Raw genomic sequence first — 13135 nt, 5'->3', positions numbered from 1 at the left:
GCAGGAGGTGTGGGGCCGCGTGGGGCAGAACGCGCACGCGCCGCAGGGGGTCGCGAACGGGGCGAGCACCCGGGCGCCGGGCTCGACCGATGCGCCGGCCTCCGCGACCGCCTCGACGATCCCCATCGGCTCGTGGCCGAGCGGGGAGCCGGGGTCGCGCTCGACGATGTCGCCGCGGCGTACGACCGGATGGCCGACAACGAGGCGCGGTTCCGAGTCGTCTTGGAGCCGTAGGCGACGGGCGCGATCGCTTCCCGGCCTCGCGACGGGTTTGCCCACCCGTCTCGCCCCCGTCGCTCGCGGCGTCGTCGTCCCGGAGTCGTTGTTTTTATCATACAGTTGCCGATCGTATAGGACGGCGATGTCAGCAGACAAGCCCTCCACGGCCCTCACGTCGCGACAGCAGGTGGCTGTCGTCGTGCTGGCCGCGGCTCTGGTCGGCGCCGTGCTCGCTCCGAGCGTGTACGCGGCGACAAACGAACCGAGTGATACCGTCGCCGTCGTCGAGATAGAGGGGCCCGTCAACACGGCCCTCGCCGACGACGTTGAGAGCGAACTAGCGGACATCCGCGCCAACGAGTCCGTCGGCGCGGTCGTCCTCAAGCTGGACACGCCCGGCGGCGCGCCCGTCGCCTCCGAGCGGATGTACAAGGCGGTCCAGCGGACGAGCGATGACATGACCGTCATCGCGAGCGTCCAGTCGATCAGCGCCTCGGGCGGCTACTACGCGATGGCGCCCGCGGACGAGATCTACGTGCTCCCGACCTCGACGGTCGGCAGCATCGGCCTGAACGCTCCCGCGCCCCGAGCGTCGTCGACCGCGCTCGGACCGAGCGGCCCCGACAAGGCCGGAAGCAACCCGACGCAGGCGTGGGCCGAACAACAGACGCTCGCGGACACGTTCATCAACGCGATGATGGCCGAGCGTAGCGACGAGTTCGAGATGCCCCGCGAGGAGGTCGCGAAGGCCGACACCTACCTCGGTACCGAGGCCGTTCAGAACGGCTTCGCCGATGAGATCGGCTCGCTCAACGAGGCGATTCACGCGGCTGCGACCGAGGAGGAACTCGGCGAGTACACGGTCGACACCCGCGAGACCGGACAGGAGTTCGGCATCCCCTTCCTCGTCCGGACCGACACCGGGATCGTCGCGATCCACGCGAACGACCCCGGGTACGCCGACGTGAAGCCGATGCCCTCGACGTACGTGTACACGCCCGCCGTCCCGCACGTCGACACGATCGAGCGGTTCTCCGAGACCGACGTGCGGACCGGCGGCGCGGCTTCGACCGAGCGCGGGACGCCGGGGAACGAGACGGCGCGGCTCAGCGGAGGTGTTGGCGCGTGACCCGCGTCGCCCCCCTCGCGGCCGCGTTCGTCGTGACCCTCGCGGCGGTCACCGGCGGCGCCGCGATCGCCGGCTACGTGACCGCCGACGGCGCCGCGCCCGCACCGGCGATCCAGAACGACCACTACCAGAACCCAGACCTGATCGCGAACGACACGCCCGGGCAGGCGACGGTCGAGATGGACGCCTCGGCCGGCTCCCAGACCGTCCTCGTCGACCCCGGCGTCGAACCGGCCACCGCCCGTCCGGTGCTCCCCTTCAGCCTCATCGGGCTCGGCGGCGGCGGCGTCGCCGACCGGGACATCCGGCCGCTCGCGAACGCGCTCATCGAGAACGGTCACGAGGTGGGCGTGTACGTCCCCGATCCGGACCAGCAGCGACGGCCCGTGCGGCCCGGCGCCGAGGAGACGACCCAGCTCGGCGAGCGGCTCGCCGAGGCCGACGCGTTCGTGACGTTCCGGACCGACTACGAGCCGGACGAGCTCGACGCGATCGAGTCGTTCGTCGAGTCCGGCGGTCACGTCGTGCTCGCCACCGAGCCCGACGCGGCGTACTCGCAGCCGGGCGCGGCGTCTCTCGACGCGACGCTCGACGTCACGACCGAGAGTGGGTACGTGTACAACATGGAAGAGAACGACCTGAACTACCAGCGCGTGTACGCCGAGGCGACCGGCGACGCGTCGCTGACCGAGGGCGTCGACCGCGCGGTGTTCCCGTCGGCGACGCCCGTCGGGACGCCGGCCGGCGGCGCCGACGTGCTGCGCCCGATCGAGGGCAGCGAGCTCTCGACGACGCGCGCGCCCACGGACGCGCCGCTGTTAGTCCGCAACGACGAGGTCGTCATGATCGGCGACAGCGACTTCCTGTCGCCGGACAACGCCAGGCGCGCCGACAACGACGCGCTGATCGGTAACCTCGCGGACTTCCTCGTGACGAACGACCGGACGCCGCCCGGCGACGGCGGATCCACGGGCCCGACGCAGCCGGGGCCCGGCCAGCCGCCGACGAACGGCACCGCTGGCTGATCGGTCGGTCGGTCCGCGCCCGAGCGACTTCCGTCACCCTCTCATTTTTGCCGCCCGCGCCGGAAGCGAACTGTATGCGAGCAGCCGTCTTCAACGGTCCCGGCGACATCGGCGTGGAAGAGCGACCCCGGCCCGAGATCGAGGCGCCGACGGACGCGATCGTCCGCGTGACCCACACCGCGGTCTGCGGCTCCGACCTCTGGTTCTACCGCGGCGACAGCGAGCGCGACCCCGGCTCCCCGGTCGGCCACGAGCCGATGGGGATCGTCGAGGCGGTCGGAGAGGCCGTCACATCGGTCGAGCCCGGCGACCGGGTGCTCGCGCCGTTCGCGATCTCCTGCGGCGAGTGCGAGTTCTGCCGGAAGGGGCTCCACACCTCCTGCGAGAACGGCGACTCCTGGGGCGGCGACAACGGCGGCGGACAGGGCGAGTACGTCCGGTCGACCCACGCCGACGGGACGCTCGTGCGCGTGCCCGACCGCTACGCCGACGACGAGGACACGCTCCGCTCGCTGCTCCCGCTCACCGACGTGATGGGCACCGGCCACCACGCTGCGGTCAGCGCGGGCGTCGAGGCGGGGTCGACCGTGGCCGTCATCGGCGACGGCGCGGTCGGGCTCTGCGGCGTCCTCGCGGCGCGTCGGCTCGGCGCGGAGCGCATTGTCGCCGTCGGCCACCACGAGGACCGGCTCGAACTCGCCGAGGAGTTCGGCGCTACCGAGACCGTCTCCGAGCGCGGTGAGGCCGCGGTCGAGCGGATCCGAGAGCTCACCTACGGCGGGCCGAACCACGTGATGGAGTGCGTCGGCGCCGCGAGCGCGATGAACACCGCGATCGACGCCGTCCGTCCCGGCGGCACGATCGGGTACGTCGGCGTCCCCTACGGCGTCGAGGAGGAGGGGCTCGACGTGTTCGGGATGTTCGGACAGAACGTCACGCTCGCGGGCGGAGTCGCCCCGGTCCGCGCATACGCCGAGGAGCTGATGGCCGACGTGCTACAGGGAACGCTCGACCCCGCGCCGATCTTCACCGAGACGGTCGACCTCGACGGCGTCGCCGAGGGGTACCGGCTGATGGACGAGCGCGAGGCGATCAAGGTGCTGGTCAAGCCGTAGCGACCGCGGCTCGGCGGCCGTTAACTCGTTTTCGACCCGGCGAAAATACCCCGCGTAAGGTAGCTTTATTTTCATGGACGAGCGTGATAGATTCGACACAGATGACGGACGTTACCCTTCGCCGGACGCAGCTCGCGACCCCGGCGAGCGACGAGAAGATGATGCACTCAGCCGCCGACAGCGACGCCGACGAGGTGTTCCTCGACCTCGAGGACTCCGTGGCCCCCAACGCCAAGCCGGACGCCCGCGAGCCCCTCATCGAGGCGGCCCGCGAGGAGGACTGGAGCGATAAGGTCCTCAGCTTCCGGATGAACGGGATCGACACGGAGTGGTGGTACGACGACGTGATCACCGTCGTCGGCGCCGCGGGCGAGTCCATCGACGACATCATCATCCCCAAGGTGAAGTCCGCCAGCGACATTCACACCGTCGAGAACCTGCTCCGGCAGGTCGAGGTGAACAACGGGCTGGAGGTCGGCGCCATCGGCCTCGAGCCCCAGATCGAGGACGGCGAGGGGATCCACAACGTCCACGATATCGCGCACGCCTCCGACCGGCTCTCCTCGATCATCTTTGGGCCGGGAGACTACTCCGCGGCGATGGGCACGCCCGGGCTCGACATCGGCCAGTTCCCAGAGTACCCCGGCCACTACTGGCACCACGCGCTCTCCGAGTGTAACTCGGCGGCGAAGTCGGCCGGCCTGCCGTGTCTCGACGGCCCGTACGCCGACATCGAGGACGCCGACGGGTTCCGGCAGTCCGCCGAGCGCGCCAACATGATCGGCTGCGACGGCAAGTGGGCGATCCACCCATCGCAGATCGAGATCGGCAACGACGTGTTCGCGCCCGACCCGGAGACCGCAGAGCGCGCCAAGCGCATCGTCGACGCCTACGCTGAGGCGATGGAGGAGGGCAAAGGCGCCGTGAGCGTCGACGGCCAGATGGTCGACGAGGCGACCAACAAGATGGCCCAAGACATCGTCGAGACGGCCGAGGCCGCCGGGATCCTGTAAGGAGTCGCGCGCCGCACTCCCTGTTCTGGCGTCCGCTTTTTTTGCTATTCGGAGCCACGCTAATAGTATGGGTGACGGCAGGTGGGGAGCGCTCGTTCACCACGTCGTCGCGGTGCCGACGTTCGTCGCGGCGTTCTGGCTCTTTCGGCTCTCCTCGCTCCCGGGACTCCCGGTGACGGTCGCCGTCGCCGGGCTCGGGTACGTGGCGCTCCGCGCCACGGGACGGAGGCGAACGGGCGATGGGGCTGGCTGCTGGTGTGGGTGGGCTACGCGGTGCCGTTCGGCCACGCCCTCGGAACGGAGGACGCGGGGCGGTTCGGCCGCCTCTTCGTTCTCGCGCTGATCACGGTGCTGGTCTGGGCGGTCGTCGAGGACCGTCCGCGTTCTTCGACGACATCGACGTGGACGTGTGGCCCGGCGATGACGACGACGGGTGGTGACCGCCGAAGTACGCGCGTCGTCCGGTCCGGACGCACCGCCGCCTTCGGTGCCCGACCGCTCACAGAGGCTCGATCAGCTCGACGACGTGGCCGTCCGGGTCCTTCACGAAGGCGGTCCGGGCCCCCGCTTCCGGCTGGTCGCCCGGCTCCTTCACGACGCCGTGGTGGTCAATCGTCTCGAACGCGGCGTCCACGTCGTCGACGCCGACGGCGACGTGGTCGTAGCGGTCGCCGTCCGCGCTCGGCGCCGCGCCGTCCGTGTCAGACAGCTGGAACTCGACGCCGCCGTCGCCGGCGACGTACACGTTGCGCGTGTCGCCGTCGGCGGTCGTGAACTCCCAAGCGCGTTCGAACCCGAGCTGCTCGACGTACCAGTCCGCGGCGCGGTCGGCGTCCGCCACGTTGAGACACGTGTGGAGAATCTCCATGCGTCGTGCTGTCGCGGCGACGGCATAAATCCGGACGGCAAGCCGGAGGACGCCTCGGGTAGACACGGCGAAGGGACGCCGCGGACGGACGCAGCGAGGCAACACGCGACGAGAGCGACTGCGCCCCGGAGCGACGACACGGGGCCGACGTCGGACCCCGCTCCCCGCCGAAACTATCATGAACAAAGGTTTTATTCTCTGTTCTCCCCCGGTCGTTATCATGGCAAGCGAGCCCACGAGGGGCGGTGACACACCTGCCCCGGACACGTCGGCGGCCGCGCTCGGCCACGATCGGCCGGACGTGCCCGCGTATCGGGCGCTCGCGGCGGACCTCCGCGAGCGCGTGACGGGCGAGGTCCAGTTCGACGAGTACGCGCAGGTGCTGTACGCCACGGACGGGAGCGTCTATCAGGCCCGGCCCGCCGGCGTCGTCGTCCCCCGCTCGATCGACGACGTGCGGGCGGCGATGGCGGTCGCGGCCGACCACGGCGTCCCCGTCATCCCGCGGGGGGCCGGCTCCTCGCTGGCCGGGCAGAGCGTCGGTCCGGGCTGTGTCGTCCTCGACTTCTCGACGCACATGGACGGGATCGTCGAGGTGCGCCCGGACGACCGGAGGGCGGTGGTCCAGCCCGGGGTCGTTCAGGACCGACTCGACGACCGGCTGGCGGAGGACGGGCTGAAGTTCGCGCCGGATCCGGCCTCCTCGGCGCGGGCGACGGTCGTCGGCGGCATCGGCAACAACTCCACCGGCGCGCACTCGGTCCGGTACGGGATCACCGACGCGTACACGGAGGAGCTGAAAGTCGTGCTCGCCGACGGGTCGCTGATCGAGACCCGCGAGGTCGTCCTCGACTCGCCGGAGTACGAGGCGATCGTCGAACGGGACGACCGGGAGGCGGCGCTGTACGAGACGACCCGCGCGCTCGTCGAGGCGAACGAGGCCGCGATCGACGAGAAGTACCCGAACCTCAAGCGCTCCGTCTCCGGGTACAACCTCCACAAGGTGATCTACGAGAACGACGACGGCGAGCGGGTGATCAACCTCTCGAAGCTGTTCGTCGGCGCGGAGGGGACGCTCGGGACCATCGTCGAGGCGGAGGTGTCGCTCGTCACGCGACCCGAGGAGACGGCGCTCGCGCTGTACGCCTTCGACTCGCTGGTCGACGCGATGAAGGCGGTCCCGGAGGCGCTGGAGTTCCCCGTGAGCGCGGTCGAGCTGATGGACGACGAGGTGTTCTCGCTGGCGGCCGGGTCACAGGAGTTCGCGCAGTACGCGGAGCCGATCCCGGAGCGCGCGGCCGCGGCGCTCATGCTGGAGTGGGACTCGGAGCTGGTCGACGACTTCGCGGACGGGATCGCCGACACGACGGCGCACTTCGTCGCCGAGGGCGACGCGTTCGACGTACTGGAGGCGTACGCCCCCGAGGCCCAAGAAGACCTCTGGAAGCTCCGGAAGGCCGCCATCCCGCTCCTGATGAGCATGCGGGGCGACCCGAAGCCGTACCCGTTCATCGAGGACGCCACGGTCCCGCCCGAAGAGCTCGCGGAGTACGTCGGGCAGTTCGAGTCGGTCCTCGCGGATCATGACACCTCGGCGGCGTACTTCGCCCACGCCGGGAGCGGGACGCTCCACATCCGGCCCATCCTCTCGCTGAAGGAGGAGGAAGGCGTCGAGAAGATGCACTCCATCTCCGAGGACGTCACCGACCTCGTCTTGGAACACCACGGCGCCTTCTCGGGCGAACACGGCGACGGGCTCGCGCGCACCGAGTTCAACCCGAAGATGTACGGCGAAGCGCTGTGGGCGGCGTTCCAGGAACTCAAGTCGACGTTCGACCCCGAGTGGCGGATGAATCCCGGGAAGGTCGTCTACGTCGACGGCGACACCGCGGCCGAGCGGGACTATCCCGACACCGCCGCCGAGACGGACATGCGCGAGAACCTCCGGTACGGCCCCGCCTACGAGTCGATCGAGCCGCAGACCGAGCTGGACTTCTCCGACGAGGGCGGGCTCTCGCACCTCGTCGAGCTGTGTAACGGCTGCGGCACCTGCCGAGAGACCGACTCCGGCGTGATGTGTCCGACCTACCGCGCCTCCGAGGAGGAGGTCCAGTCGACCCGCGGCCGGGCGAACATGCTGCGGGCCGCGATCAGCGGGGAGCTCGACGACGACGAGATCCACTCCGACCGGTTCCAAGAGGAGGTGCTCGGGCTCTGCGTCGGCTGTAAGGGGTGTAAGAGCGACTGCCCCACGGGGGTCGACCTCGCGAAGCTCAAGGCCGAGGTGAAACACGACCACCACGAGCGGGAGGGGGCGGGCCTCCGCGAGCGCATCTTCCGCGACATCGACCGCCTCTCCGCGCTCGGCAGCGCGCTCGCCCCGCTCTCGAACGCGGCCACGAAGCTCCCGGGCGCCCGCAAGGTGATGGACGCGGTCGCGGGGATCGCCCCGGACCGCGAGCTCCCGACGTTCCGCGCCGAGAGCTTCGAGGAGTGGTTCGACGCGCGCGGGGGCTCGACGGTCGACCCCGCCGACGCGACCGACACGGTCGCGCTGTTCCCCGACACCTACACCAACTACAGCTACCCGGCCGCTGGCAAGGCCGCCGTTTCGGTGCTGGAGGCGGCCGGCGTCCGCGTCGAGGTGCCGGACGACCTCGCGCCCTCGGGGCGCGCGGCGTTCTCGACGGGATTCCTCGACGCGGCCCGCGAGCGCGCCGAGGCCAACGTCGCGGCGCTCGCGCCCCGCGTCCGCGACGGGCAGTCGGTCGTCTTCGTCGAACCCTCGGACGCGGTGATGTTTCAGGACGAGTACCTCGACCTGCTCGACGGCGACGAGGTCAGAGCGGTGTCGGCCGCCGCATGCGGCGTCCTGGAGTACCTCGACGCCGGCCGCGTGGACGAGCGGCTGGCGTTCGACGCGCCCGCGGAGTCGCTCACCTACCACGGCCACTGTAACCAGAAGGCGACGAACAAGGACCACCACGCGGTCGGCGTGCTGCGGCGCGCCGGCTACGACGTGTACCCGGTTGACTCCTCCTGTTGCGGGATGGCGGGGTCGTTCGGTTACGAGTCCGAACACTACGACCTCTCGGCGGCGATCGGTCGGATCCTCTTCGATCAGGTCGACGAGAGCGACGGCGAGACGGTGACCGCCCCCGGGGCCTCCTGCCGGTCACAGCTCGGCGACCGCGACGCCGCGGCCGCGGCCCCGCCGCACCCCATCGAGAAGGTCGCCGAGGCGGTCGCCGGGCCCGCGCCCGACGCGGGCGCCGACGCGACGACCCCGTCCCCGGCCGACGACTGAGCCGGCGTTACGGTCGACGCCCCCGCCGATCGGCCCGGCGTCCGCGACCGTCAGTTCGGCGCCCGGGCCGATCTGTCCGTCCCGTCGACACCACGCTTTGCGGGCTCTCACCCCGCTTAACCGACGTAACGCTTATGAGCGAACAGGACTTGTCAATAGTTGCCATGTGCCACCATTACGACGAGGCGATGACCTGGGAGGTGGTCCGGGCACGCCACCGATCCGAGGAGGCGGACGAGGAACCCGACGCGATCCCCGACGCCGACGCGGTCGACGAGCCGGCGGGTGAGACGGAGGAGCCCGAGCCCCCGGCGGAGCCGCGCGCCCCGGCCGACGACTGACGCGGTCGGGCACGACCCCGCCTCGAACCCCGACAATCTTTTCGCGCGCCCGGAACGCCGAGCGGCGGCGCCGGCGTGCCTCGACCGCCGACGCCAGCGTGCCCCGACCGCCGACGAAATCAAGCCGCTCGCGCCCGTCACGTCGGTATGGACCGCAACGCGGTGCGCCGCGCGTGGGACGAGGTCGCCGAGACGTACGCCGCCCGCCGCGACCCCGACGGCTCGGACGCGGCGCTGATCGACGACCTGCTCGACGCGCTGGCAAGTGACCCCGCGGTCGGCGACGGCGACCCGCTCGTCCTCGACGTCGGCTGCGGCGACGGCGCGCGCACGCTCGCGAACCTCCCGCCGGGCAGCGTCGGGATCGACATCTCTCGCCGGGGGCTCGACATCGCCCGAGAGACCGTCCCCGAGGCCCGGCTCGTCCACGGCGAGATGTCGGCGCTCCCGTTCGCGGCCGACCGCTTCGACGCGGTCACGGCGTACCACGCGGTGTTTCACGTCGAGCGGGAGCGCCACCCCGAGGTGTACGCGGAGTTCGCCCGCGTCCTCCGTCCCGGCGGGCGACTCCTCACGACGCTGCCGGGCGGCCGCTTCGAGACGGTCCGGCGCGGCTGGATGGGCGGCGAGATGTTCTTCTCCGCACCTGGCCGCGAGCGCACGCTCGACCAGCTCCGCGCCGCGGGGTTCACCGAGGTCGAGACGCCGACCGCGACCGACCCGCTCGGCAGCAGTACCGAGTTCGCGCTCGCGACGCTCGGCGAGACACCCGACAGGGAAGCAAACTCGTGACCGACGCCGACGAGGTCCCTCACGACGTGCGAGCGAGCCTCGAACAGCTGCTCGTCGCGGCGTCGACCGCGGCGGCCGAGGGCGACGAGCCGACTGCGCGGGCCGCCCTCGACACGGCCGAGACGGTAGCGACGAACAAGCTCCCGGCCGGCGAGCGTCGCGACCGCGTCCGGTGGGGCTGCGGGGCCGCGCTCGACGCCCTGCCGAACGGCGATCTCGCGGCCGCGTACGCGACGGTGACCGCTGAGGCCGTCACGGAGTAGGCGTCGCGTCGGCCGCGAAACCACCGACCATTTCACCAGCTCCGTTCCACGGCCGGGCACGGACCGGCGCGACGCGCGGTTCGTCCTCCTGAGCACCCTGCTCGCCGTCACGCTGCTAAACACGCTCGACGCCCCGACGGCGCGGTGGTTCCAACGGCTTCAGCCGCCTTGGCGGTCGCGACGCTGCTGTACGCCGGCTACGTCGTCTCGCGGCCCCTCCTCGCGTGGCTCCCCGCCCGGTAGCGCGGGCCGGCCCCCTCGCCTTTGCCCGTCGAGCGCGTTCTTTCGGGCATGCGCGTCGCCTCACTGCTGCCTTCCGCCACGGAGACGCTGTTCGCGCTCGGCGTCGAGCCGGTCGGCGTCTCTCACAGCTGTGACCACCCGCCCGCCGCCTGCGAGTTACCGACGCTGACGAGCACGGTCGTCGACCACGCGGACCGCTCGGCCGCCGACATCGACGAACAGATGCGCGCGGTCGACGGCGCGGTCTACGACCTCGACGAGGAGCGGCTCGCGGCCCTCGACCCCGACCTGCTGGTCACGCAGGCGACCTGCGACGTCTGCGCGGTCGACGCGAGCGAGGTCCGCGCGGCCGCCGAGCGGCTCGACCCCGCGCCCGACGTGCTCGCGTGCGACCCGCACTCCTTCGCCGACGCGCTCGACGACGTGGTGCGGATCGGCGAGGCGGTCGACGCGACCGACGCCGCGAGCGCGCTCCGGGGCGACCTCCGCGATCGCGTCGACGCGGTCCGCGAGCGCGCCGAGCGCGCAGTCGCCGACGAGGGCCGCCCCCGAGTCGCCGTCCTCGACTGGACCGACCCGCCGATCCGCGCGGGCCACTGGGTTCGCGACATGGTCGAACTCGCGGGCGGCGACCCCGCGTTCCAGCCGGACGGCCCCTCGGAACCGGTGGCGTGGGACGACGTGCGCGAGGTCGACCCCGAGGCCCTCGTCGTCGCGCCCTGCGGCTTCGACCGCGACCGGGCCGTCGACGCGGTCGGCGACCTCGCGGCGCGGCCCGGCTTCGACGACCTCGCAGCGGTCCGCCGCGACCGCGCTTACGCTGTCGACGGCAACGGGCTGTTCAACCGCCCGAGCCACCGGCTCGTCGACTCGCTGGAGGCGCTGTTCGCGTGTCTCCACCCCGAGCACGCCGCGACGCCGCCCGCTGCGCACGACCGGATCGCGCGCGTCGACGCGGCCGCGACGCCTTCGGTGCGCGCCGACGGCGGATAACGGCGACTGCGGTCCGGCGTTCTCGCCCCGCCACCGTTCTCAGAGACAGACGGGGACCGCTCGCTGAGCACGGAGCGGTGTCGTCAGCGGAGCGGAACGGCGAGCGCGTGCCGCCCTTCCGAACGGCGGTTTCGTCGAGACCATCGACTGCTTAGGACCTCTTTCTCCGGCTCGTTCCGACTGACCAACACATTTAATACTGAGGTGTAAAGTACGCTTTACTGTAAAGCGCTCTTTACGACGCCGCCGATTTACCGGAAACCACCAATGAACGACGCTCTCCGCTCTCGAACGCATCGACAGGGAACCACCGCCGTTGACGGGGGTGAGCGCTGATGGCCACCGCACTCCTCGCGAGTATCGCCGTGTTCGTGGCTGCGCTCGCGGCCGGATTCGCCATCGAACGGCGGCCCGGCGACCACGCGACGCTGGAGGCGCTGCCCTGGTACCTCCAGCTGCTCGTGGGCGGCGTCGCCATCACCCCTCTCGTCCACTTCGAAGACCGGCTCGCCGTCGGGCCGATCGACGGCCTCGTGGTCGCGTTCGCCGTCTCGGCCGCGTGCTGGATCGCGCTGCCGGCCCTCCTCTCACAGCTGGTCGATCACGACGGGACCGTGGCGTCACAGGGGTGCTGACCGTGGACGTCGGCGCACACTACCGCCCCACTGACGGCGATCACGACCCCGACGTCTATCGCGTCGTCGGGGCCACCGACGGCCCGACGCTCCTCCGGGTCGGCGACGCCGACGGTCGTCGGGTCCACACGGGAGCGGTGTGCCGCGTCACGGCGTCCGCTCTCCGGACCGAGTTCGAGCCCGCCGCGGACCCCGACGCGGGGCTGTCGCCGACCGGGGCCCTCCGAGACGCCGCACAGGGCCTGTACTGGAGCGTCCGGAGGTTGCTGCCGTGAGCGGCTCGTCCAGACAGGCCCGGATCCGCCGGTACCGCCGGCTGATGGGCGGTAGCGTCCTCGCCGGGACCCTCGGGTTTATTTCCGCCGAGTCTGTCGGGTACCCCGTCGTGGGAGTCGCGCTGTACTGGGCGGGGTTCGCTGGCTTTCTGGCGGTCTGGCAGGGGACCTCAGTCCCCCTGTTCGACGAGCGCGACCGCGCGCTCGAACGCCGGGCGATAGCCCTCGCTGCGACCGTCTTCACCTTGGGGATGATCCTGCTCTGGCCGACGATGGTGGTCCTCTCGGAGATCGACGTGTACACGCTGCCGCCGGCGTTCGACGGGGCGCTACTGGCGATCGCGGTCCAGTCGGGACTGTTCGCGCTCACCTACGGCTGGTTACGATACAGATGAAAAACAGCGTCAGGGAGCGCCGAGAGGAACGCGGTCTCAGCCAGGCCGACCTCGCGGACGCCGTCGACGTGTCCCGCCAGACGATCAACGCGATCGAGCGCGAGCGGTACGACCCCTCGCTCGAACTGGCGTTCAAACTCGCCGCACACTTCGACTGTCGGGTCGAGACGCTCTTCGACCCGACCCTCGATACGAACTGAGGCGACGCACGGTCGAGGAGCGCGCTCGAAACCGAACCGCCGCCGAGGCCGGCGGCTACGCGGTCTCGGTGGAGACGTTTACCGCCTCGCCCTCAGCCGAAATACGGAGGCTCTCGACGGTCGTTGACTCACCGACGACGAGCCCCAGCGTCTCCTCGTCCACCCGCACGACCCGGTATGCGATGTCCGACGGTCGGCCGATCGGATCGGTGGCGGCCGCGAGCCCGTCGACGTGGGACTCCAGCGCCGTTTCGAGATCGGAGGCGTTCGCGGCGTCGTCCATCCGCACGATCCAGACGTAGTCGTCACCGCGTCGCAGGAG

Annotated in this window: 16 protein-coding genes and 1 pseudogene; 14 read left to right on the top strand and 3 right to left on the bottom strand. The window is 71.1% G+C overall.

Annotated elements, in window-relative coordinates; genetic code table 11:
* Positions 1-126, bottom strand: a pseudogene (locus B9H04_RS15990) (alcohol dehydrogenase catalytic domain-containing protein); the annotation flags it as partial.
* A 235-nt stretch (positions 127-361) separates the two neighbouring features.
* Here B9H04_RS15990 and B9H04_RS15985 point away from each other — a divergent pair.
* The 5 genes from B9H04_RS15985 (at position 362) to B9H04_RS18340 (ending at position 4844) form a co-directional block, all read left to right on the top strand.
* A complete protein-coding gene (locus B9H04_RS15985) occupies positions 362-1348 on the top strand; it encodes a S49 family peptidase (RefSeq protein ID WP_049931860.1) in 987 nt (328 codons plus the stop codon).
* Positions 1345-2373 carry a DUF4350 domain-containing protein gene (locus tag B9H04_RS15980; protein WP_049931861.1) on the top strand — a complete coding sequence of 343 codons (1029 nt, stop codon included), beginning with the start codon at positions 1345-1347 and terminating at the stop codon, positions 2371-2373. The genes B9H04_RS15985 and B9H04_RS15980 overlap by 4 nt, the downstream gene beginning before the upstream one ends.
* 74 nt (positions 2374-2447) lie before the next feature.
* Positions 2448-3488: a zinc-dependent alcohol dehydrogenase family protein gene (locus B9H04_RS15975; RefSeq protein ID WP_049931862.1), complete on the top strand. Its 1041-nt coding sequence runs from the start codon at positions 2448-2450 to the stop codon at positions 3486-3488.
* 101 nt (positions 3489-3589) lie between these two features.
* A complete protein-coding gene (locus B9H04_RS15970; protein ID WP_049931863.1) occupies positions 3590-4501 on the top strand; it encodes an HpcH/HpaI aldolase/citrate lyase family protein in 912 nt (303 codons plus the stop codon).
* Positions 4502-4568: 67 nt separating this feature from the next.
* The gene (locus B9H04_RS18340; RefSeq protein ID WP_139835132.1) at positions 4569-4844 is read left to right on the top strand and encodes a hypothetical protein; all 276 of its coding nucleotides are present in this window, start codon (positions 4569-4571) and stop codon (positions 4842-4844) included.
* Positions 4845-5000: 156 nt separating this feature from the next.
* Here the strand turns inward: B9H04_RS18340 and B9H04_RS15965 are convergent, their stop codons facing one another.
* Positions 5001-5369, bottom strand: a complete 369-nt coding sequence (locus tag B9H04_RS15965; protein WP_049931864.1) for a VOC family protein — start codon at positions 5367-5369, stop codon at positions 5001-5003.
* A gap of 220 nt (positions 5370-5589) precedes the next feature.
* Between B9H04_RS15965 and B9H04_RS15960 the strand changes: the two genes are divergently transcribed.
* The 9 genes from B9H04_RS15960 to B9H04_RS15925 all read left to right on the top strand — a co-directional run bounded on the left by B9H04_RS15960 (position 5590) and on the right by B9H04_RS15925 (position 12813).
* On the top strand, positions 5590-8676 hold the full coding sequence (locus B9H04_RS15960) for an FAD-binding and (Fe-S)-binding domain-containing protein (protein WP_049931865.1): 3087 nt from the start codon (positions 5590-5592) through the stop codon (positions 8674-8676).
* 164 nt (positions 8677-8840) lie between these two features.
* Complete coding sequence (locus B9H04_RS18860; protein WP_169514833.1) at positions 8841-9017, top strand: hypothetical protein; 177 nt, start codon at positions 8841-8843, stop codon at positions 9015-9017.
* 147 nt (positions 9018-9164) lie between these two features.
* The gene (locus B9H04_RS15955; protein ID WP_049931868.1) at positions 9165-9809 is read left to right on the top strand and encodes a class I SAM-dependent methyltransferase; all 645 of its coding nucleotides are present in this window, start codon (positions 9165-9167) and stop codon (positions 9807-9809) included.
* Entirely contained in the window at positions 9806-10072 is a 267-nt protein-coding gene (locus tag B9H04_RS15950; RefSeq protein ID WP_049931870.1) for a hypothetical protein, read from the top strand. The genes B9H04_RS15955 and B9H04_RS15950 overlap by 4 nt, the downstream gene beginning before the upstream one ends.
* Positions 10073-10363: 291 nt before the next feature.
* Positions 10364-11308: an ABC transporter substrate-binding protein gene (locus tag B9H04_RS15945; RefSeq protein ID WP_049931871.1), complete on the top strand. Its 945-nt coding sequence runs from the start codon at positions 10364-10366 to the stop codon at positions 11306-11308.
* A gap of 335 nt (positions 11309-11643) precedes the next feature.
* The gene (locus B9H04_RS15940) at positions 11644-11943 is read left to right on the top strand and encodes a hypothetical protein (RefSeq protein ID WP_049931872.1); all 300 of its coding nucleotides are present in this window, start codon (positions 11644-11646) and stop codon (positions 11941-11943) included.
* Positions 11944-11945: 2 nt separating this feature from the next.
* Complete coding sequence (locus tag B9H04_RS15935) at positions 11946-12218, top strand: hypothetical protein (RefSeq protein ID WP_211277050.1); 273 nt, start codon at positions 11946-11948, stop codon at positions 12216-12218.
* A complete protein-coding gene (locus B9H04_RS15930; protein WP_049931876.1) occupies positions 12215-12613 on the top strand; it encodes a hypothetical protein in 399 nt (132 codons plus the stop codon). Before B9H04_RS15935 ends, B9H04_RS15930 begins: the two co-directional genes overlap by 4 nt.
* Positions 12610-12813, top strand: a complete 204-nt coding sequence (locus B9H04_RS15925) for a helix-turn-helix transcriptional regulator (RefSeq protein ID WP_049931877.1) — start codon at positions 12610-12612, stop codon at positions 12811-12813. The genes B9H04_RS15930 and B9H04_RS15925 overlap by 4 nt, the downstream gene beginning before the upstream one ends.
* 55 nt (positions 12814-12868) lie before the next feature.
* On the opposite strand, the gene B9H04_RS18855 is transcribed toward B9H04_RS15925, so the two are convergent.
* A partial coding sequence (locus B9H04_RS18855; protein ID WP_169714318.1) for a hypothetical protein occupies positions 12869-13135 on the bottom strand: 267 nt, incomplete at its 5' end.

Origin of the sequence: Halorubrum ezzemoulense DSM 17463, assembly GCF_002114285.1 — an archaeon.
GTDB classification, from domain to species: Archaea; Halobacteriota; Halobacteria; order Halobacteriales; family Haloferacaceae; genus Halorubrum; species Halorubrum ezzemoulense.
This window is presented reverse-complemented; position numbering and strand designations above follow the sequence as displayed.

What these genes read in the sequence shown, in the direction of transcription:
- B9H04_RS15985 (WP_049931860.1), top strand. Translation starts at nt 362, where the DNA reads ATGTCAGCAGACAAGCCCTCCACGGCCCTCACGTCGCGACAGCAGGTG.
- B9H04_RS15975 (WP_049931862.1), top strand. Translation starts at nt 2,448, where the DNA reads ATGCGAGCAGCCGTCTTCAACGGTCCCGGCGACATCGGCGTGGAAGAG.
- B9H04_RS15970 (WP_049931863.1), top strand. Translation starts at nt 3,590, where the DNA reads ATGACGGACGTTACCCTTCGCCGGACGCAGCTCGCGACCCCGGCGAGC.
- B9H04_RS18340 (WP_139835132.1), top strand. Translation starts at nt 4,569, where the DNA reads ATGGGTGACGGCAGGTGGGGAGCGCTCGTTCACCACGTCGTCGCGGTG.
- B9H04_RS15965 (WP_049931864.1), bottom strand. Translation starts at nt 5,369, where the DNA reads ATGGAGATTCTCCACACGTGTCTCAACGTGGCGGACGCCGACCGCGCC.
- B9H04_RS15960 (WP_049931865.1), top strand. Translation starts at nt 5,590, where the DNA reads ATGGCAAGCGAGCCCACGAGGGGCGGTGACACACCTGCCCCGGACACG.
- B9H04_RS18860 (WP_169514833.1), top strand. Translation starts at nt 8,841, where the DNA reads ATGTGCCACCATTACGACGAGGCGATGACCTGGGAGGTGGTCCGGGCA.
- B9H04_RS15955 (WP_049931868.1), top strand. Translation starts at nt 9,165, where the DNA reads ATGGACCGCAACGCGGTGCGCCGCGCGTGGGACGAGGTCGCCGAGACG.
- B9H04_RS15945 (WP_049931871.1), top strand. Translation starts at nt 10,364, where the DNA reads ATGCGCGTCGCCTCACTGCTGCCTTCCGCCACGGAGACGCTGTTCGCG.
- B9H04_RS15940 (WP_049931872.1), top strand. Translation starts at nt 11,644, where the DNA reads ATGGCCACCGCACTCCTCGCGAGTATCGCCGTGTTCGTGGCTGCGCTC.
- B9H04_RS15925 (WP_049931877.1), top strand. Translation starts at nt 12,610, where the DNA reads ATGAAAAACAGCGTCAGGGAGCGCCGAGAGGAACGCGGTCTCAGCCAG.